19 protein-coding genes and 1 riboswitch are annotated in these 19,279 nt (G+C 39.4%); of the genes, 12 read left to right on the plus strand and 7 right to left on the minus strand.

Annotated elements, in window-relative coordinates; all coding sequences use genetic code 11:
* Window positions 1-51 precede the first annotated feature (51 nt).
* Complete coding sequence (locus QNH48_RS26190; protein ID WP_283952616.1) at window positions 52-2,037, plus strand: cell wall-binding repeat-containing protein; 1,986 nt, start codon at window positions 52-54, stop codon at window positions 2,035-2,037.
* A gap of 60 nt (window positions 2,038-2,097) precedes the next feature.
* On the opposite strand, the gene QNH48_RS26195 is transcribed toward QNH48_RS26190, so the two are convergent.
* A complete protein-coding gene (locus QNH48_RS26195; protein WP_283952617.1) occupies window positions 2,098-3,000 on the minus strand; it encodes a CPBP family intramembrane glutamic endopeptidase in 903 nt (300 codons plus the stop codon).
* A 551-nt stretch (window positions 3,001-3,551) separates the two neighbouring features.
* Between QNH48_RS26195 and QNH48_RS26200 the strand changes: the two genes are divergently transcribed.
* Both QNH48_RS26200 and QNH48_RS26205 read left to right on the plus strand, forming a co-directional pair.
* On the plus strand, window positions 3,552-5,258 hold the full coding sequence (locus QNH48_RS26200) for a hypothetical protein (protein WP_283952618.1): 1,707 nt from the start codon (window positions 3,552-3,554) through the stop codon (window positions 5,256-5,258).
* A gap of 107 nt (window positions 5,259-5,365) precedes the next feature.
* Window positions 5,366-6,298, plus strand: coding sequence for a RecB family exonuclease (locus QNH48_RS26205; protein WP_283952619.1), 933 nt, complete (start codon window positions 5,366-5,368; stop codon window positions 6,296-6,298).
* Window positions 6,299-6,440: 142 nt separating this feature from the next.
* Here the strand turns inward: QNH48_RS26205 and QNH48_RS26210 are convergent, their stop codons facing one another.
* Both QNH48_RS26210 and QNH48_RS26215 read right to left on the minus strand, forming a co-directional pair.
* Complete coding sequence (locus tag QNH48_RS26210; RefSeq protein ID WP_165979091.1) at window positions 6,441-6,578, minus strand: hypothetical protein; 138 nt, start codon at window positions 6,576-6,578, stop codon at window positions 6,441-6,443.
* Window positions 6,579-6,617: 39 nt separating this feature from the next.
* The gene (locus QNH48_RS26215) at window positions 6,618-7,295 is read right to left on the minus strand and encodes a copper homeostasis protein CutC (protein ID WP_283952620.1); all 678 of its coding nucleotides are present in this window, start codon (window positions 7,293-7,295) and stop codon (window positions 6,618-6,620) included.
* 212 nt (window positions 7,296-7,507) lie between these two features.
* Here QNH48_RS26215 and QNH48_RS26220 point away from each other — a divergent pair, with 212 nt between their 5' ends.
* A complete protein-coding gene (locus tag QNH48_RS26220) occupies window positions 7,508-8,560 on the plus strand; it encodes a multicopper oxidase domain-containing protein (RefSeq protein ID WP_283952621.1) in 1,053 nt (350 codons plus the stop codon).
* Window positions 8,561-8,844: 284 nt separating this feature from the next.
* Here QNH48_RS26220 and QNH48_RS26225 read toward each other — a convergent pair whose 3' ends face one another.
* The 3 genes from QNH48_RS26225 to QNH48_RS26235 all read right to left on the minus strand — a co-directional run bounded on the left by QNH48_RS26225 (window position 8,845) and on the right by QNH48_RS26235 (window position 11,170).
* Window positions 8,845-9,015, minus strand: coding sequence for a hypothetical protein (locus QNH48_RS26225; RefSeq protein ID WP_283952622.1), 171 nt, complete (start codon window positions 9,013-9,015; stop codon window positions 8,845-8,847).
* A gap of 46 nt (window positions 9,016-9,061) precedes the next feature.
* Window positions 9,062-9,146: riboswitch (cyclic di-GMP riboswitch) on the minus strand.
* 186 nt (window positions 9,147-9,332) lie between these two features.
* Window positions 9,333-10,517 (minus strand): toxic anion resistance protein, encoded by a 1,185-nt coding sequence (locus tag QNH48_RS26230; protein ID WP_095246576.1) that lies wholly within the window; start codon window positions 10,515-10,517, stop codon window positions 9,333-9,335.
* Window positions 10,514-11,170 carry a 5-bromo-4-chloroindolyl phosphate hydrolysis family protein gene (locus QNH48_RS26235; protein WP_095246575.1) on the minus strand — a complete coding sequence of 219 codons (657 nt, stop codon included), beginning with the start codon at window positions 11,168-11,170 and terminating at the stop codon, window positions 10,514-10,516. The genes QNH48_RS26230 and QNH48_RS26235 overlap by 4 nt, the downstream gene beginning before the upstream one ends.
* A gap of 412 nt (window positions 11,171-11,582) precedes the next feature.
* On the opposite strand from QNH48_RS26235, the gene QNH48_RS26240 reads away from it, so the two are divergent.
* The 6 genes from QNH48_RS26240 (at window position 11,583) to QNH48_RS26265 (ending at window position 17,434) form a co-directional block, all read left to right on the plus strand.
* A complete protein-coding gene (locus QNH48_RS26240; protein WP_283952623.1) occupies window positions 11,583-12,020 on the plus strand; it encodes a hypothetical protein in 438 nt (145 codons plus the stop codon).
* Window positions 12,021-12,226: 206 nt separating this feature from the next.
* The gene (zupT, locus tag QNH48_RS26245) at window positions 12,227-13,039 is read left to right on the plus strand and encodes a zinc transporter ZupT (RefSeq protein ID WP_095246573.1); all 813 of its coding nucleotides are present in this window, start codon (window positions 12,227-12,229) and stop codon (window positions 13,037-13,039) included.
* Between the two features lie 213 nt (window positions 13,040-13,252).
* Window positions 13,253-14,644, plus strand: a complete 1,392-nt coding sequence (locus tag QNH48_RS26250; RefSeq protein ID WP_283955892.1) for a S1C family serine protease — start codon at window positions 13,253-13,255, stop codon at window positions 14,642-14,644.
* A 212-nt stretch (window positions 14,645-14,856) separates the two neighbouring features.
* Window positions 14,857-15,084 carry a hypothetical protein gene (locus QNH48_RS26255; protein ID WP_283952624.1) on the plus strand — a complete coding sequence of 76 codons (228 nt, stop codon included), beginning with the start codon at window positions 14,857-14,859 and terminating at the stop codon, window positions 15,082-15,084.
* 198 nt (window positions 15,085-15,282) lie between these two features.
* On the plus strand, window positions 15,283-15,849 hold the full coding sequence (locus QNH48_RS26260; RefSeq protein WP_283952625.1) for a glycerol-3-phosphate acyltransferase: 567 nt from the start codon (window positions 15,283-15,285) through the stop codon (window positions 15,847-15,849).
* Window positions 15,842-17,434 carry an aminotransferase class V-fold PLP-dependent enzyme gene (locus tag QNH48_RS26265; RefSeq protein WP_283952626.1) on the plus strand — a complete coding sequence of 531 codons (1,593 nt, stop codon included), beginning with the start codon at window positions 15,842-15,844 and terminating at the stop codon, window positions 17,432-17,434. Before QNH48_RS26260 ends, QNH48_RS26265 begins: the two co-directional genes overlap by 8 nt.
* 165 nt (window positions 17,435-17,599) lie before the next feature.
* Here the strand turns inward: QNH48_RS26265 and QNH48_RS26270 are convergent, their stop codons facing one another.
* Entirely contained in the window at window positions 17,600-18,211 is a 612-nt protein-coding gene (locus QNH48_RS26270) for a transposase (RefSeq protein WP_283952627.1), read from the minus strand.
* A gap of 259 nt (window positions 18,212-18,470) precedes the next feature.
* Between QNH48_RS26270 and QNH48_RS26275 the strand changes: the two genes are divergently transcribed.
* Both QNH48_RS26275 and QNH48_RS26280 read left to right on the plus strand, forming a co-directional pair.
* Entirely contained in the window at window positions 18,471-18,920 is a 450-nt protein-coding gene (locus QNH48_RS26275) for a DUF6376 family protein (RefSeq protein ID WP_283952628.1), read from the plus strand.
* A 30-nt stretch (window positions 18,921-18,950) separates the two neighbouring features.
* Window positions 18,951-19,232, plus strand: a complete 282-nt coding sequence (locus tag QNH48_RS26280; protein ID WP_283952629.1) for a DUF3221 domain-containing protein — start codon at window positions 18,951-18,953, stop codon at window positions 19,230-19,232.
* Window positions 19,233-19,279 lie beyond the last annotated feature (47 nt).

Raw genomic sequence — 19,279 nt, forward strand, 5'->3', positions numbered from 1 at the left:
GTTACTATTTTTTGTAATTCTAACCCCATATTTTAGAGATGAGGCTGATTAATGAAAACAATCGCATGGCGTGAACGAGACATTTTTAAAACAGTCAGGCTAGTTTTTTTCCTAATGATGTTGTTTGTTTCATTGCTTGGAATTACCGGAAACAAAGCTGTTGCTGCGTCTTTTATTGAGCGAATATCCGGTGACAATAGAATTGAAACGGCTATCCAGATTTCAATGTATGGCTGGGAGCAAGCAGAGAACGTGATTCTAGCAAGAGCAGATAACCCAGCAGATGCCCTATCTTCGGCGTCTTTATCGGGGGCACTAGATGCTCCTATTCTACTGACCTATCCTAACAATCTTTCAAACAGTGTCCTCGATGAAATCAATCGATTAGGAGCGTCAACCGTTTATCTTCTAGGCGGAACAGGTGCGATTAGTGCTGAAATTGAAAAAAAGCTGACCGATAATGGATTAACAGTGGTTAGACTTGGTGGAAATAACCGCTTTGAAACGGCAGCAAAAATAAATAACGAAGCAAAGACTTCCTTAAATACCAAGGCAATCGTTGTAAATGGGTATGCAATCGCGGATGCCTTATCAGCCTCTAGCAATTCTGCAAACAATCAGATCCCTATCTACCTTTCTATGAAATCTACTTTGCCTGTAGAACTTCCAGAAAATATTACTGAGGTTACGATTTATGGTGGAGAAGGTGTCGTTGATAAGAATGTCGTTACTCACTTAAACCAAAAGGGAATAAAGGTAACAAGAATTGGCGGGTCAACTCGCTACGAAACAAACATTAATGCAGCTGACCTTTCTAAAAATGAGAATGTGATTATTGTCAGAGGTACCTCTACAAAGCCTAATATTGAGGATTATCCAGATGCAGTAGCTGGTGCTGGCCTTTCACAAAAATTAGGTGCAAATATTATATTATCCCACGACAGTCTGCCTATATCAGTAGTGGCAAATCACCTAGAAGAACAACATTATCCTAACGTATATGTATTAGGCGGTCCGGGAGCAGTCTCAGATGAAGTCATAGATGAAATTACCTTTTTTCTAGGTTCAAAGGTAGAAAAGACTTTTGACTTTAACGTGATAGATGCAGTAATAGATCCTATTAATCCGGTAATTTATCTACTAAGTGATGATGATAATAGTGTAAAAATGTATAATTATAACACGCAAGAATTGAAATCGATTATGCTAAATGCCAGACCTGAACAGATCTATTTTGAGAATAATAAAATTTATATCACCTTGGTACATGGGCTTCATAGTTCTTATTGGTGGGATGAGGACCAAACAGGGGAAATCGCAATTGTTAATGCAGATACGTTTAAACTAGAAAAATCATTTTCGATAAATCTAGATCCATTTGATATTGTTGTGGATAAAGACGGCTATATCTACGTTTCAGGTGGTTCTGGGCAGTGGACAGATATAAAAAGCTATTCTCCTGACACCGGATTAGAAAGATCTTCTTATATGATATCTGAGCGAAGTTACCTTGAAATGCACCCTAGTCAGTCAAAGGTTTATGCAATTGACACAAGTTCCAGCCCAAGAGACATTACCCAATTTTTCATTAAAGATGGGAAGTTTACTGGAAAAATGGACTCGCCATACCATGGTGACTATGACCTTGGGGATATAATCAAGGCCTCACCAGACGGGGGATATCTCTTTAATGATTTTGGAAATGTCTTTACTGGAAACCTAAGCTACGCAGCACAGTTAGAGGTTCCCTTTAATGATCTTGCTTTTGACCTTGATCAAAACCGTTTCTTTTCCGGTATTGAGAATGTCATTTTTGAATACGATTACTCCACATTTGAGATTTACAACTATTATGTAATCAATGGGGAGGCCATTAAAACTTTTTATAAAGATGGAAAAATGTATATTCTTTCATCTATGACCGTAAGTTCAACTGGATTACAAGAATTCACGTTAGAATCACTTACTCCAGAACCTGTATTTATGGATGAAGACGTTTCCTCTTTAGAAATTCTCGAAAGCCTTGAAGACAATTAAAAATTTGATCCTGATGTAATCAAAAGGAGGTTACCATTTCTAGGTAACCTCCTTTTTTTTTTAATTAGCTATTTCTTCCGTAATAACTACTTCTGTGGACTTTTTCATCTTTTGATTCATTTCTATTGCCTTTAGGACTAGGTAAATAGGTAATAGAATCAATGCCGCCAATTCAACAATAAATTCAAAGTAATACCAAGACAGTGTGGCCAGGATATCGTAAACGGAATGTACTAGAACGGTCACCCATAGATTTCTCGTCCATAATAAAATCAAGCCAAATAATAATCCCATATTGGCGAAAGTTACTATGGCTCCAACTTCATATTTCCATGATTGAACCGAGTTTAAGGTATGATCAATACCAAATAACACTGAGGTGATAAAAAGCGCAAGCATGACAAAAATATCACGTCTCCCTTTTTCCCATCGCCTTGGAAAGACTCTTTTAAAAACAAAAAGGATCAAAATAATATAAGCCAACCGCCAAACTTCTTCAAGACCGGCAAGAATATCCGTGAAAATATCGTACCCAATACTATCAATCTCTCCAACCACATCCCACATATGATCGACAGTCTCTATTGGTTGGCCAGGCTCCAACTCAGGCTCCTCATACGGAACCACTTCTGTATACGCATCAACATATTGCTCATAATCCTCGCTAAAGTTCTGGAAGGCGTAAGAGGAATAGGTATTGATCATCGTACTGCCAAGAATAAAGAGCAGAAATGCCCCTATAAATTGGCTTATGACTTGTATCTTTGTTTTTTGAATTCCGTTACTTAGTCTTGGCTGCAGCTTTAATCCGATAAAAAAGGAAGATACCATAATCGCATCATAGATTGTACCCGCCAAGAGACTGAAACCGCTTAAATAGAGGACAATTTCAACTCCAATCGTTATGGTAAGCAGTGCAAACAAAAGCCTTTTCGAAACAGGCTTGGTTAAATTATTGGTCATTATTCTCAGTCCCTGTTCTATGAAATTACTGTTTATTAATTATCTTGTGGCTATGTTAAAGCTTAATATTGATTTTGGCACTCTGTTGATTGTGCGGAAGGCGCGAGACTCCTGCAGGAGGACGGGACAGGGGAGACCCCGCAGGCGCTTTAGCGGCGAGGAGGCTTCCCGAACCGCCTGCGGAAAGCGAAGCGCCTGGAGCACAAATCAACAGCCCAGTTTAACAGAGTCTCTCTTATAAAAACTGTACGGCCAAAATTCCTAGTCCATTTAGTAACAGCAGGAAAAGTAAGCACGCAACAACCCATTTCCATATTCTTGACACAGACTTATCCCCTTTAATGTTAATTAGTACTAATTTATCATATTACTAGAGATGTAGCACGAAGGTTTATATTTACAATCATAATCTCAAACATTTATACTTAATTTGAGTAAATATTACCAATTATTAGTATAGGGATTGAGTATTCCTTTTCATCCGATAAAGTTTCAGAGCACAAGTAAATTAACTATATTAATAGGAGAAACTGATAAGGGAGATAGTCGGATTGAGTAATTTCTATGAGAAAAATAATAAGGAATATGTAATTGAATCTTTTAAAGCTGTGCTTGAATCTAACCAGAATGCCCTTAAGGATGAAGGTATTGCCTTTATTCTGAACACACTCGAACATTACCAGAATCAAACAGTTTTTCATGCATTATGGAAATTGATTGAGGACCATGAAAGTATCTACAACTATGTACTGGAGTTTATTGATCAACAACAGGACTACAGTAATCTGTTAAAGCTAATTCTTGAAAATAAATTCAACCTCACTCAGGTTGAAGACATTTTATCAGTGATTAATGATCTGCTTGAAACTGCACCCTATTTACGTAAGAACCGTTATTTTCAGATACTGGCAATCCAAAAGACAGCAGATGCTGTTGGCAATTCCATCGATCCATATAAAGCAGCTAGTGCGGTACAAGCATTTAAAGTAACAAACCTTGAAGTTGATTTTTCAAAAATAAAAGACATGATGATGGTTTACGCGGAAATTGCGTTCGTTGATGATCTTGAATTACAGAATATGACTCTCAAGGACATAGATGCCTTTGCGCTCCTTTCAACTGGAATGCTGACTGAGATAGAACTAAAGGATAAAAAAATCATCAGTAAGTACCAGATATTGAAGGTCCTTCATGAACTTTTTACCAAACCTGTCGTTTCTGTGGGAGTAATCCTTCAGCGTTTATCACCTGCAAACCGCGATGAACTTCGTGGTATATTAAAAAATATTCTACGGGGTAACGTTTCGGAAAAGTATTTCCAGCATATACTCGCTGCTTTTGATAATGAAGAAGGGAGTTATCATTATCCACAGCTTTTTGGATATTTGAGTAAACATGCAGATGATGAGCGAATGTTATCATTTATTAAATGGAGTGCGAAAAACCTTCAGCCCGATCATCATTACCACCGAGCATTGAAGGCCTATTTAAAAACCCATCCAAGGTCGATTTGGAAGAATAAAGGTGCTAAAAAAGAGCTCCAAATGATATCAACTGTCAGCTTTAGCAGATTGGTGAAAGAAGTTCAAAATGAAACCGCTAGTCCAGTCGTTAAATTTGTTAAAAGGTATGGCATGCATGTATCCATTGTGCTTCTCAGCACCCTTGTAGTGGGAAGCGGGATTTATCTTGGGAATGATATATTGTTTGACAAAAATGAAAAGACGGCCTTTTCAAAAACCAACAAACCTGCAACATCGGATCAAGTGGAAGTGAGTGAAAAAACCTCGTTAGAACCGTTTCAACGCTGGGACGCTGGTAATCCATATGTGTTTCTTGTAAATGGAGAACAACAGACCATAACCTTTGGGCAGGCAAATCCAACTGGAGGAAAAAGCCTTGTATTAACGGGCGGGCAAAATATCGAAACCCCTTTTGAGTTGGTGATTGATTCCGAGGCTTCACCTTTTGATGAAAAAGGAGTTTTAAAAGAAGGGTTTTCCCTTTACCATACAGAGCATGATTTCGATAAAAGCGGCACCCCTGAGGTGGTGATTATGGCACTCAATCAAACCTATGAGTCGTTTGCATGGGTGTACAGCCCGCTTTCCGAAAATGGAAGTATAGGTCTGCGTTCTGACCTAGCCATAAATGGGATGTCTGATGCGAAATTAGTTGATAATACACTTACACTCCTTGGGGCCCAAGGACAATCGGAAACGTACTCATTCGTCAATCAACAATTTGAGAAGAAATAAGCTGCGATAAAGAGAGCAATCCTCGAACGGGAATGCTCTCTTTATCGGATTTTCCAGTAAACATTTAGGTGGATCATGAATGATACCTTTAAAAAGGGGTTGCCTCCATGTTTGAAATAAAACCATATCCTGAATTCTCTTGGTCACTGTCACGCCACAAAGCACTGATGGAATGTCCGAGAAAGTACGCTTTTGAATATTATATCAGTCACAATGGCTGGCTGCGGGATTCTACTATTCTTGCCAAAGATGCCTATCGTTTTAAGAAAATGACAAACTTAGAGATACTATTTGGAAGTGCTGTCCATGACCTTATTCTTTCAGTGATTGGAAACTATTTAAACACAGGGTTCATCCCGCCGGAAGCAGAATTAATTCAGCGATTGCGTGGCACGATGAATTCTGCCTTTAAGGATTCAACGCTTCGGGCTGATTTATGGAGAGAGAGACCGAACCATTTTCAAATGCTCCATGAAATTTACTTTAATGGCGAGTTGCCTAGGGATAAAGTGGATGAAATCCAGAAACGCTTAAGTGTTTCGATGGGGAACTTTTTGACGAGCAAAACCTTTACGGATGTAAGAGCAATGAAAGAAATGCAGTTTGTTGAAGCGGAACGTTTTCGGTTTATGTTTATCAATGGAGTTAAGATTTTTATCGTTATGGATTTTTTGTATCGGGATATGAAAGAGGGAAAATGGATTATCGTCGATTGGAAAACCGGAAAAGAATCCTTCGAGGACAGACACCAATTAGCCCTGTATGCTCTTTATTTGAAAAGGGTATTGAAGGTGAAAAACATTGAAGAGATTGTCATCCGAAATGAATATCTGTTAACCGGTACACACAAAACCTATCAATTAACAGAAACCGACCTCGAAAAGGTCCATGAACTATTTGGAATGAGCGTGGTTCAAATGCAGCGATACCTAGAAGACATTATTGCAAACCAGCCATTGAACATTAACCTATTCCCCAAAACCAACACCATCAAAAAATGCGACCGCTGCAACTACAAAGAACTATGTGAAATGTACTAACCAAAAAAGAGGACCTCAAACTTTATCATAGTTCGAGGTCTTTTTTTGGCCCTTTTGTCCGCCTGGGGTGGACAGTGTCCACGAGCGGTGCCTGTCACCAAATGGTTTCACCATTTGGTGACAGGCACCCTAATTCGGGACCCTATTTCCCTTCCTTCTCTTCTGCTTCATCTTCTTCGAGGATTTGCTTTAGTTCTCCCTCGTCACCTTTGGCGTTGATGATTTCGAAGATTTGATTGAGTCCTTGGCTGGTTTGGTCTCTTTCTTTTTCTTTTTCCATTGTTTCCTCCAGTTGTAGGTTTATTTTTAATATGCCCAGTTATTTCAATGTATGAACGATTTCTACTGCTTTTTCTAGGGAAACACTTTTTAAAATGCTATGGTCTATTCTTACTGCTGTACCGAAGTGATAACAATTTGTTCCTACCTGTGTATGTACATCAGAGATATTATCTTTTGACAGGCCGCTGCCAATTAGAATCTCCGTTTCCTTACAAATTTCTTTCAATTTTCTTAGGGTATCCAAGCGTGTTTGCCAGTCGCCATGTCCTCCAGAGGTTAAAATGGTTTTAATTTCTTTATATTGATTTAATTTCTCTGCGTTCTCGACTATATTATTGGAACTGTCGATGGCGCGGTGAAAAGTTACCTCCATGGTTCCTACTTCCGTAAGTAGCTCTTCAAGCTGATCGAAGTCAATATTCCCTTCTCCATCCAGCATTCCTAACACCACACCATTTGCCCCTAAGTTTCGAATAACACGTATATCATTTTTCATAATTGCAATATCATCTTCTGTATAACAAAACGATTGACCATGCGGTCTAACCATAACATTAACTGGAATGGAAACACTATTAACCACTTTTTCGATTAGTCCATAGCTGGGTGTTATGCCTCCCTCGGTTAAACCTGAAACCAATTCAATTCTGTCTGCACCTGATCTTTCAATTAGTTTCGCGTCCTCTACAGTTACTGCAATAAATTCAATTAACATCCTTTATTCCTCCTTCATATAAACGAGTTTTACCAAAGAATTTGTATTAGTTACTTATTTTACTTAATTAACTTATTTACATTATTAATTGTTCAACATTTCACAAAGTGTTCAAACAATTCCGACAAATGAGTGATTCAAATCACTAGGGTGTTTTTTACAAAATTTACAATGTAAGTGTAAACAATTTTAATTTAAAGGGGTAGAATCAAATGAGAAATTTCTTGAAGTTTGCAAGTGTTATTGTCACCTCTGTAATGGTTTTAAGTGCTTGTAATTCTGCTAAAGTTTCCCTTGATACACAGTCTGCAAAAGTAGCAAAAGCTAATACTGCCTCACAAGTCATTGAACCTCACAAAAATCTCAATCAAAAGCCAATTCCCGTCAACATAGAACGAGTCGGTGAACACGAAGTCAATATTGACATGACCGCACAAATTACCGATATCGAAATTACCAAAGGCAATCTGTACAAAGCATGGACATTTAATGGTGAAGCCCCAGGACCAGTCATTGTTGTGAATGAAGGCGATACCATTAACTTTACATTAAAAAATATGGATCCGTCCATACCTCACAGCATGGACTTTCATGCTGTACATGCCTCCCCATCACAGGATTTTATCGATATTATGCCAAATGAATCTGGCAGCTTTACCTATCCAGCGAACAATCCTGGAGTTTTCATGTACCACTGTGGTACAAAACCAGTCTTAGCCCATATCGCCAATGGAATGCACGGAACCATTATTGTTAAGCCTAAAGACGGCTACCCGACTGATTCTGAAATTGACCGTGAATTTGTCATCGTTCAAAATGAATGGTATAAATACAACGACTTAGAGGATTTTACAAATGGAGTTCCTAGTAATGTGGTCTTCTCGGCTAAAGCCTTAAAGGAAGGCGATTTGAATACAAACGGTACCGTTGGCGCCCTAGTCGATACTCCGCTCCTTGCGAAGGTTGGCGACAAAGTTAGAATTTACATTAACAATGTGGGGCCAAATGAAGTCAGCAGTTTTCATGTGGTCGGAACCGTATTTGACAATGTTTATATCGATGGTAATCCATTTAACCTCATGAAAGGGTTGCAAACTGTCATGCTGCCGGCAAGCGGCGGGGCGGTTGTTGAATTCACCGTCACAAAAGAAGGCAGTTATCCCATTGTGACACATCAGTTTAACCATGTAACCAAGGGCGCCGTTGGAATTTTGAAAGTAACAAAAGACGGAACGGATGATGGAAGCCAAACCATGTCACACTAAACTGACTGATAAAAAGCATCGGAAATTACTCCGATGCTTTTTTATATGAAACTTTAAATCTAGAACTTATCAACATAGGTTTTGAAAATAGCAAATCCCCAAGGAACTTATCCACAGCATTAGATGTACTTTTGCAGTCATTTTGTGAATATCCACAAGGATTATATGATTATCCACATTATGAACATACTTATTCACAGTTGTTGATTATTTACTAACATTTATCTATACTCTATCCACAACTTATCCCCAAAGTAAAAAGCCTGGAACCCCCAGGCTTTGTTCTATATTCTTGCTCCTAATTCAATTGCTTTACTATTATGATACAATGACTTCACCTTGAGCTCGCACTTAAGTTCATCGCATAAGCAATCATTCTGCATCATTTCCATATGCCGATACTGAAATACATGATAATAATATTTACCCCATAATAATGCATTTTTCAACAACACAAAGAAAACCTCCTCTATTGATTTACATAAACCGCAGAGGATCGTGTTCGGTAACTGGCTGGCATCGTCGTAAAACATTAGCCCCTTTAGTTTTGCGTCACCATTTTTCAATAGTTTTGCCGTTTCGTACGATTTATGTGTTTATTAGAACTATATGATACAACTAAATTATAAAAAAGAGTCTTAGGTCCTACTTTGATTCCGTTCCCAATTTTCCCAATAGGCCGCTATTCCTATTTTTTTTACAAAACGAACAACCTTGACAACTTCTATATAACAAAAAGCGTCAAGCTCCATTATTGGAACTTGACGCTTCTTTATTTACCTTTGATTTCTAAGAGTTTTAATCTTAAGTCATTTTCCATATTGGCCAGTTCTTGTTCAGCCAGGCGGCGTTTGTGACGCCCTTCTTCTTGGATTCGCATCGTTTCTTCAAGCGTGGTGATTAAACTTTCCTGAGTCTTTTTAAGGGTCTCGATATCAACGAGACCACGCTCATTTTCTTTCGCTGTCTCAATCGTATTCGTTTTAAGCATTTCTGCGTTTTTCAAAAGCAATTCATTTGTGGTCTGTGAGACCTTTTTCTGCGCCTCTACTGCATGGCGCTGACGAATGAGGGTTAGCGCAATCGCAACTTGATTTTTCCAAAGCGGAATGGCCGTCATGATGGACGATTGTATTTTTTCGACAAGCGCTTGGTTCGTGTTTTGAATCAGACGGATTTGCGGAGCACTCTGGATGGTAATCTCACGGCTCAATTTCAAATCGTATAGGCGTTTATCCAAGCGGTCTGCAAACTGAATCATATCGTTCACTTCTTGGAATTTCATTTGATCACTTGTTGCTTCCGCTTCCCTTTTCATTGCTGGGATTGTTTTTTGATTGAGCTCTTCAAGCTTAATTTCTCCCGCTGCAATATACACGTTTAGAGCATGGAAATATTCTTTATTTGTTTCATAAAGCTGTTCGAGCAATTTAATATCCGATAAAAGCACGTTCTTACTCCGGTCTAGTTTCACACTAATCCTGTCAATTTGTGCACCTGTCTTTTGATATTTGGACAATACCTCTTGAAGAGAATTTGAGATTTTCCCAAACATACGTCCGAAAAAGGATGGCTTCCCATCCTTTAATTCATCCGGATTGACCTCATCAAGGCGCTTCATCAAATCACTTATGATTTCGCCAACCTCGCCAATATCCTTTTTCTGTACATGCTCAAGCATCGTATGTGAAAAGCTTAAAAGCTTCCCTTGTGCTTGGGTACCATACGTAATCATCGCCTGGTGGTTTTTCGGGTCAATTTGTTCAGCAAGCTGGTAGGCTTTTGCACGGTTTTCTTCCGGTATGACATCAATCAGCTTAGTAGGCTTTGCTTCTTGAAGCTGTGGCGATTGCTGGGTTTGCGGAGCTAGCTCTTGATTTTCACCAAACGGGTTGGCTAGGATGTCATCTAATAAATTCCCTGTTTTATTTAATTGGTGTGAGTTATTTTCGCTCATTTTAGCCTCCTGCTTTCATCTATGATTTTAGGATCATTGAGTTTTTTTATGGAATGCTTGGCAACATCAATTTCAAAATTCAAGGAATCTAAATCATCTTCCACCACATGATAGAGATCCTCTTCTAATGCCTTAGTTAGGTCGGTTAAGGTTTGGCGTGTCTCGTATAAAGAAACATCAATCTCGTGACTTTTCTTAGGCTGCTGCGCTAAAAATCGATATTTCTCTGTAAGCTCGACAACAGAATCTAAATGGGAAAAGTAAAATTTTTCCGCTTTATAAAAGCGCTTAGGTTCTGCATGCGTCATGCTTTGTATTTTCCGAGTAATCCGGAGAACCTCTAGTCTCTGCTTTAAAGTCGATAGATCACGAATAGAAAAGAGAGATTTATTTAAGCGATTAATTTTTTGTTTGGCTTCATCTAGGTTTTTCTTTATATAACGATATTCTTTTCTTGTGAGCTGTTGTTTTTTTAAAAAGCGGGATGTCATGACCCCGGATGTAATTTTGTAAACGATGACTCCACCTGCTAATGAAATGGCGGACGAAATCAAGAATGTTAAATCGAATGCAAAATAGCTTAAAAACCATACCGTGACGGCAGATGGAACAGTCACAACACTTTGGACTAAAAACGTTAAAAATCGGTTCATCATAATCGACTCCTGACTAAAAAATCCTTTATATTCATACGAATGACCAACAAAAATGTTTCAACAAAACAAAATACCTACAAAGGCAAGACTTCCTTCATTACTTCAACAATACACCATAATAATCCTGCTTTCCATAGACCACAAACGTAAACAAGCCTAAGACCTAAGACGTATTTTTGGATGACGGTGACACAGTTGACGGTGACATTGACGGTGACAGGCACCGCTCGTGGACACTGTCCACCTAGGGTGGACACTTCCACCCCTCAGACTGACAGTCTGCCTCCTCTTTTCTGCTGTTTATTGTTATCTAGGCTTTAGTCCAAGAGGATTACCCAGATACACATAGGTTATGAAGGTAACACTTGAAAATATTTCAAATATATAGATAGAGGAGCGCGATGAACAAATGTATCAATCATTTGGAATGCCCTTTGATTATCGTTATGGACAACAAGGAGGCCAACATGGTGGCGGGCATCACGGCGGTGGACACCACGGCGGTGGGCATCACGGCGGCGGGCATCACGGCGGCGGGCATCACGGCGGCGGGCATCACGGTGGTGGACACCACGGCGGCGGGCATCATGGCGGCGGACAACACGGTGGCGGACACCACGGCGGCGGGCATCATGGTGGCGGGCACCACGGTGGTGGCTTTAATCTAGGTAATGTAGGTGCTGGACTGCTTGGTCTTGGATTAGGTTATTTAGGTTCAAGTCTTGGTGGTGGTTATGGTCCTAGTTATGGTCAAGGATACGGCGCTGGATACGGATATCCAGGAGGTTACCCTGGATATGGTCCTGGAATGGGTGGTTATGGCGGCGGTTTCGGCCAAGGATATTGATCTATTATAAAAGATAAAGCGTAGGGTCCATATGTAATATACATGGACCCCACGCTTTTTTTATATTATTAAGATATTTTTACTGTTTTTTTGTTTCAGCAGGTGTAAAATGTTTCTCAAAGGAAACATTTCTGGGTTTGCGCATATATAATATTATTCAAAACCTTCAAATAAAGAAACATATTATAATAAAGGGAGAAGAGACTATGACGGAAAATCTGCTATTTGCGTTTGGACTGACATTATTTGCAGGCCTTGCAACAGGTATAGGAAGTCTGCTCGCATTTTTTACATCTCATACAAATACGAAATTTCTATCTGTTACCCTTGGATTTTCTGCTGGTGTCATGATCTATGTATCCATGGTAGAGATTTTTGTAAAAGCAAAGGTAGCTCTTGTCGATGCAATGGGTGTTGTTCCGGGGAACTGGTTAACGGTTGGTGGATTTTTCGGAGGCATGCTATTGATTGCTGCTATTGACAAATTTATTCCAAAGCAATCAAACCCGCATGAATTGAAAACAGTAGAAGATATGAATCAACCTAACATAAATGACGGTAAAAAGCCTGACCTATTAAAAATGGGGACATTTACGGCACTTGCCATTGGTATTCACAACTTTCCGGAAGGAATTGCTACCTTTACTTCGGCTTTACAGGACCCAGCTCTTGGTATTGCCATCGCGGTTGCGATAGCGATCCATAACATCCCAGAGGGCATTGCTGTTTCGGTTCCTGTTTATTTTGCGACAGGTGATAAGAAAAAGGCTTTCAAACTATCATTCTTGTCGGGCTTATCAGAACCAATTGGTGCAATAGTTGCCTATCTATTCTTAATGCCTTTCCTAAATGATGTTATGTTCGGAATTATCTTCGCTGCGGTTGCGGGGATCATGGTGTTCATCTCCCTCGATGAATTATTACCTGCTGCAAAAAGATATGATGAAACCCATCTATCAATCTATGGGCTCATAGCAGGTATGGCCGTCATGGCACTTAGCCTCTTACTATTCATCTAAACAAATAGAATGCTCAAAAGCCAGCAAATTGCTGGCTTTTTTACTGTCCAATTCAAGAAAGTGTCCACCCTAGGTGGAAAGTGTCCACGAGCGGTGACAGGCACCGGGGTGGCACCGGGATTATTTAATTTTTAGTACAAAGTTTCATGGTTACATTAGGGGCATATATTAGATGGAAATTCCCAAAATTTATGGAGGAGGGTGAATTTATTGATGAAAAGGGCCCTTTTTACAATACCGCTTTGTTTGATACTCATTGGGGTAATGGTTACTTCCTTTGTTCTAATGGGTATTAAGCCAAGCTCTTCGAATATTTCTCAAGCTCAAAAGCTAGCGGAATACACGAAGCCAGCGGTTGTTCGGATTCTAGGTTATTCTGTTGTTAGTTGGCAGTTTAACAATCCAAATGACCCCGAGGTAGAGGCCATACTAAGTCAATTAAACTACCAGTCTGTTGTTGGGGGCTCTGGTTCAGGTGCAATAATTAGCTCTGATGGGTATATTGTCACGAATGCACATGTTGTAGAATCCGCTCAGATGGAAGACGAAGATATTGCCAATGCTGCATTTGATCAGCTTGTTACGATTATGGCAGATTATTTTCAGGTAGATTATGAAACAGCGTATGAATATATGTTGACTTACACGCAATACACTGGGATTCAAAATGTCATTAAGGTTATTTTACCAGGTGGAGACACACTTGATGGGGAAGTAAAAAGCTATGGTGCACCTGTTAATGAAGGGAAAGATGTAGCGGTACTTAAGATTGAAGGGAAAAACCTTCCTACCTTAAAGCTTGGAAATTCTGATAATATCCAAAACCAGGATAACATTTGGGTAAGCGGCTACCCAGCTGCAGCCGATTCTGATCTGCTATCACCTGATTCCTCTCTCGTATCTTCAATGAATGCTGGTCAAATTTCTGCTACTGATAAGAAAACGGAGCAAGGAAGCCCGGTTATTCAAATTAATGCAGCTGCTACACATGGGAATAGCGGCGGACCAATAATCAATGAAAAAGGAGAAATCATTGGCTTACTAACCTTTAGAGGCGATACCGTAAATGGTCAAGAGGTTCAAGGCTTCAACTTTTCAGTGCCAGTTAATACTGTAAAAGAATTTACAAACCAAGCAGGAGCAAAGAATACATCAAGTAGCACAGATAAACTTTATAAGGAAGGGCTGGAGCTTTATTGGGGTGGCTATTATGATAATGCTCTAGAAAAATTTGAAGCAGTCCAAAGACTCTATCCAAACCATTCCGAAATCAAAAAGTTCATCACGAATTCCGAACAACGAGCTGGTGACAGCAAAACTTTATGGTCAGATTATAAAACCATCTTCTATATCGCAGATGGTTTTGCCGCCTTACTAATAATTCTGCTCTTAGTATTCACCTTTGCCTTTAAACCGAAAAATAGACCTGCACCTGCTGTAGCAGCAGCACCGCAGACACCACCAGCGGCACCACCGCCACAAGTACCGGAAAACACCATTCAGGACCTAAACAACGATGGAATAATTGACGTCCAAGATATCATACTTGCACTCCAAGAACAGCAAAAGAAACAGCAGAAAAAAGATGAAGAAAATGATAGTTAAAAGTCGTCTGTATAAATGTATGTATAAGTATATGTATAAATGTTTGTATAAATGAAGGGAAATGAATAAATGGTGACAGGCACCAAGGGAAACCCTTGGTGTTTTATTTTAGTTACAAATATGGATTAAACGTATAAAAAGCAATAGGAGTTAATATCTATTAATAAATGTTAACTTTAGGGGAGGAATGTCTTCTGAGAGGGATATTACGATTGGTTGGTTTCCTCATTTTTATTTTTGGGGTATTTTTAATTTTTACTGATCAAGTATTTTTTGGGGTTTTATCGATCATATTAGCTTTTTTAGTTTTCCCTAACCGAAGTAATAGCAAAAGCCACAACTATCATCATTACGACAACGACTATAGCAACGATCATGCCTACAGCTCAGACAGCGACTCCGGGGGCGGCGACTCGGGCGGGGGCGGCGGTGGTGACTAATAGAAAAACATCCTCAACTGGAGGATGTTTTTAATTTAACTCATAGGTAGAACTCCCTCTTAATGCTTGGTGTAGATCATTCTTTTGCTTTTTAAAGGTTGTTTTCACAAAGTATATGTGAATAATGTAAGAATCATATTATAATGGTAATAAATTCATTTTTTCCTATAGCCAGAACCCACAAAGGTTGTGTTTCGAATGATTTGGTTATACCTTATTCTTTCCTATTTTATAGGTAGTATCATGTTTGGCTTTCTTATAACGAAAATCATTTATCGGAAGGATATTCGTGTTCAAGGGAGCGGTAATGTCGGTGCAAGAAACGCCGGCCGCCTTCATGGCAAAACGGCTTTTGTACTGATTTTTCTCGGGGATGCACTTAAAGGTGTCCTAGTTATCTTAGCTGCCCGTTACTTGCAATTCTCTGAAACTATTCAATTAATAGGGCTTGCCCTGGCCATTTTGGGGCATATCAAGCCGGTTACCCTGAAATTTAAGGGTGGAAAAGGAATTTCTACCTTTATTGGTGGAATTATTACCTTTGAACCGCTACTTGTTCCAGTAATTATCCTGGGTTTTTGCGTCCTTTATCCTTTTTTGAAAAGCTTCACTTTAGCAGGATTAGCGACTTTTCTTTTTATCCCAGTGATACTTTTTATAAAAAATAATGATTGGCTAAGTTGCCTGATAGCATTAGGTATTATCGCTATGCTTTACGCAGCACATGCAGAAAATCTCAAGGAAAGGCTGAAACCTAATGAGTAAGCACGAATTCTTTTTCAAAATTGCCACCACTCCTGATGAATTCGAACAAATTCATCGCTTAAACTATCAAACCTTTTCAGAAGAAATTCCACAGCACAAAAAAAATGAGGAACAAAAGTTAGTGGATGCATTCCATGCTGAAAATACATATATCATTTGTATTAAAGAAAACGAAGTGATTGGTATGGCTGCGATTCGCGATAATCGGCCATTTTCACTTGATCGAAAAATCGGTCCCGTTGAGCAATCATTGTCATTTCCAGTTAACTCTCCGTGCGAAGTTAGACTATTATCTGTCAAAAAAGAATATCGAAATGGACGGGTATTTTTAGGGCTCGCGCAGTTTCTAATAAAATATTGCCTAAAAAAAGGGTACGATATTGCTTTTATCTCCGGAACAGTCCGCCAATTAAAGCTTTACGGTCAATTAGGATTCCAGCCTTTTGCTCAATTAACGGGGAGTGATGAAGCACTCTTTCAGCCTATGTACTTGACGAAGAAAACGTTTGATGAGTCGATAGCAGGCAGAATCTTACCACCGACCATTCCCTTTTTGCCAGGACCGGTTCAAATCTCGAATAACGTAATGGCAGCCTTAAGCAAAACCCCGATTTCTCATCGGTCGGACCTGTATAAAGAAAAGCTTGAAAAAGCAAAGAATATTCTTGGTCGTTTGGTTAATAGTAAATATGTTCATATTTTCCTAGGCTCTGGAACACTTGCCAATGATGTTGTTGCAGGACAGCTTTCCTTAGAAACTGGACGGGGGCTAATTTTAGCTAATGGAGAATTTGGCAGCCGTTTAGTAGAACAGGCTAGTAGATTGGGACTGAAGTTCGATGTACTTCAAAAGGATTGGGGACAGGCTTTCACGCGTGAGGAAATTATTGCTGAATTATCAGAGGATACGAGTTGGATTTGGGCGGTTCACAGTGAAACTTCCTCTGGTATGCTCAACGATTTGGGTTTGTTGAAGGAAATATCGAAACAAAATGAACTCAAGCTTTGCCTGGATTGCATTAGCTCTTTAGGGGCAATGGAAGTAGACTTAGAGGGAGTATTTTTGGCAACAGGTGTTAGTGGAAAGGCCATCCGCGCTCTGACAGGCCTTTCGTTCGTTTTCCACCACCATGAGGTTCAGCCATCATTAACACTTCCGAAATATCTCGATTTAGGAACCTACATGGCAAAGAAAAGCATCCCGTTTTCGCAGTCATCTAACCTCCTAGAGGCACTACTGGCAGCATTAGAAGATATTAAGATCGAAACCTTTGAAAAAGTGGTGGCAACACACTCTTTCTTAAACAATCTGCTTAAACAATTTGGCTTTACCATCATCAGTGAAGAGAACAGCTCACCGATTATTCTCACGATTGAGATACCAAGTTCCATTTCTTCCGTTGTTGTTGGAGATATTCTATACAACCACGGCTACCAGCTGCACTACGAAAGTGATTATCTACAGCGAAGAAACTGGATTCAGATTGCCTGTATTGACCACTATGCAACCTCAGATTTGGAAAAAATGGCTCACCTTCTGAATAGAGTAATAACCTATGAACAAAGTGCCTTACAACAAGCATAAGTGAATGGTCAATAGAAACAGATTGAGTCACTGCCAGAAAAAATCCTGGCAGTGACCTTTTTATTTTCGAGTGTCCGCACCAACAGTTCATATAGAATATTTCCTACAACGTTTTTACATCAACATGTAAACGATAACCCTCCATCCCTTTTAATCCAATACTCGTTACTTTTGCACACATGGATTTTCCTCTTTTCTAGAAATCATCAGAACTTTACCATTGTCGAGTAAAAATAAATCCGCTAGTGGGGTTTTTATGTATTCCTCATAACGCTTGGACGCAGGAGAAGGAAAATAGGAAAGCAGATGTTTGGTGTCAACAAGGTGACTAAGTTCGCCATAAACATAAGTGTTGTAACTGCTCCAAGGATAGTCCTCTAACTCATCTACTAGACCCGCCTTTAGCGGATTCAGATGAATATACTTGCTAACATCGAATTCATAATCAAGGGAATCTAATAATTCGGCTCCATACCGCTTTTCAAATACGTGGCCGCTGTAGTTGTACTTTTTATTGAAATATTTGGCGTATTTTGTATTGAGGTGGCTCATAAGAATAGTTGGAGAAGTGTCTGAAGTTTGAATCTGGAGGTGTGTGTGATTGGTCATTAAACAGTAGGTGTGGAGCGTAAATGGAAAACGAACCATTGTTTCTTTTAAAAAGCTAAGATACTTTATTCGATCTTCGTCATCATAAAAAAGCGTAGATTTCCGATTTCCTCTACATGCAATATGATACTTTGCACCTGGAAACCAAGCGCGGCGTTTTCGACCCATAGCGGTCACTCCTAATTAATTGGATTTTGATTGATGAAAAATTGGTGAGTTGAAAAGCGGAGAGAATAGATTACATTAAATTATACCATTCGACACCATCCTCCAAATTCCTCCCTCAAAACCACCCAAACAAAAACTTTATGACTGTCCGCTCCAGGTGGACAGTGTCCACGAGTGGTGACAGGCACCAGAAGGTTATGATATTCTTGAATAGAACTGAGTACTCCAGATTTGCCAAAAACAAAACGGAGGTTTTATTTTGAAGAGACTATTGATTGTATTGTCTGCGAGCATGTTATTTTTACTTGGGGGATGTTCTTTCCTTAATGATGCACAGGATACGATTACTTATATTAATGAAGCAACTGATTATTTGTCTGCAGCGACTGATTTTGCAAGTGATGCTCCTGCTCTTGCGAAGCAAGCGGTTAGTGACATTCAGGCAGCTGAGGATCTCCAGACCATGCTTCAGCAAATGCAGGAAACCGCTCAAGCCTTTAGTGAAATTCAAGCACCCGATATTGCGGCTGAGCTTCATCAGCAAATTATCGAGCAAAACAGCGTCATTGTAGCTGAAATTGAAACATACTTGACCAATTTTAAAGATGGACTTCTTGATCCTGCTATACTTGAAAATACTGAGCTGTTTCAATCCGTTCAAGATATCACCAGCATCATTGACCAAATTCAACAGCTCGGTGGTGAATAGTTCGACTCCACACTAAGGAGGTAGGGCTAAATGAAAAAATATCTAATCATTTCGTTCATTTTATTTTTCCTCTTACTAACAGGCTGCAATGTTAAAGGTGAATATGATATTAAAGGAACGGTAATGGAAGTTGAGAGTAGCAGTATTTTAGTTGAAGATGAAAAATTGGGATTAATCTGGCTCTCACTGCCTGATTTAACCGATGGCCGAGACTTCGAAAAAGGTCAAAGTGTTACGGTTTGGACGGATGGAAAAGTTCGAGAGTCCTATCCCTTACAAGGCACGGCTTTAAATATTGAGATCATCAAATAGAAAACAGGCTGACTCATTCAGCCTGTTTTCTTTTGCAATCATAATGC

This window comes from Neobacillus sp. YX16 (assembly GCF_030123505.1).
Lineage (GTDB): Bacteria > Bacillota > Bacilli > Bacillales > Cytobacillaceae > Neobacillus.

What these genes read in the sequence shown, in the direction of transcription:
- QNH48_RS26190 (WP_283952616.1), top strand. Translation starts at nt 52, where the DNA reads ATGAAAACAATCGCATGGCGTGAACGAGACATTTTTAAAACAGTCAGG.
- QNH48_RS26195 (WP_283952617.1), bottom strand. Translation starts at nt 3,000, where the DNA reads ATGACCAATAATTTAACCAAGCCTGTTTCGAAAAGGCTTTTGTTTGCA.
- QNH48_RS26205 (WP_283952619.1), top strand. Translation starts at nt 5,366, where the DNA reads ATGTTTGAAATAAAACCATATCCTGAATTCTCTTGGTCACTGTCACGC.
- QNH48_RS26210 (WP_165979091.1), bottom strand. Translation starts at nt 6,578, where the DNA reads ATGGAAAAAGAAAAAGAAAGAGACCAAACCAGCCAAGGACTCAATCAA.
- QNH48_RS26215 (WP_283952620.1), bottom strand. Translation starts at nt 7,295, where the DNA reads ATGTTAATTGAATTTATTGCAGTAACTGTAGAGGACGCGAAACTAATT.
- QNH48_RS26220 (WP_283952621.1), top strand. Translation starts at nt 7,508, where the DNA reads ATGAGAAATTTCTTGAAGTTTGCAAGTGTTATTGTCACCTCTGTAATG.
- QNH48_RS26230 (WP_095246576.1), bottom strand. Translation starts at nt 10,517, where the DNA reads ATGAGCGAAAATAACTCACACCAATTAAATAAAACAGGGAATTTATTA.
- QNH48_RS26235 (WP_095246575.1), bottom strand. Translation starts at nt 11,170, where the DNA reads ATGAACCGATTTTTAACGTTTTTAGTCCAAAGTGTTGTGACTGTTCCA.
- QNH48_RS26240 (WP_283952623.1), top strand. Translation starts at nt 11,583, where the DNA reads ATGTATCAATCATTTGGAATGCCCTTTGATTATCGTTATGGACAACAA.
- zupT (WP_095246573.1), top strand. Translation starts at nt 12,227, where the DNA reads ATGACGGAAAATCTGCTATTTGCGTTTGGACTGACATTATTTGCAGGC.
- QNH48_RS26250 (WP_283955892.1), top strand. Translation starts at nt 13,253, where the DNA reads ATGAAAAGGGCCCTTTTTACAATACCGCTTTGTTTGATACTCATTGGG.
- QNH48_RS26260 (WP_283952625.1), top strand. Translation starts at nt 15,283, where the DNA reads ATGATTTGGTTATACCTTATTCTTTCCTATTTTATAGGTAGTATCATG.
- QNH48_RS26265 (WP_283952626.1), top strand. Translation starts at nt 15,842, where the DNA reads ATGAGTAAGCACGAATTCTTTTTCAAAATTGCCACCACTCCTGATGAA.
- QNH48_RS26270 (WP_283952627.1), bottom strand. Translation starts at nt 18,211, where the DNA reads ATGGGTCGAAAACGCCGCGCTTGGTTTCCAGGTGCAAAGTATCATATT.
- QNH48_RS26280 (WP_283952629.1), top strand. Translation starts at nt 18,951, where the DNA reads ATGAAAAAATATCTAATCATTTCGTTCATTTTATTTTTCCTCTTACTA.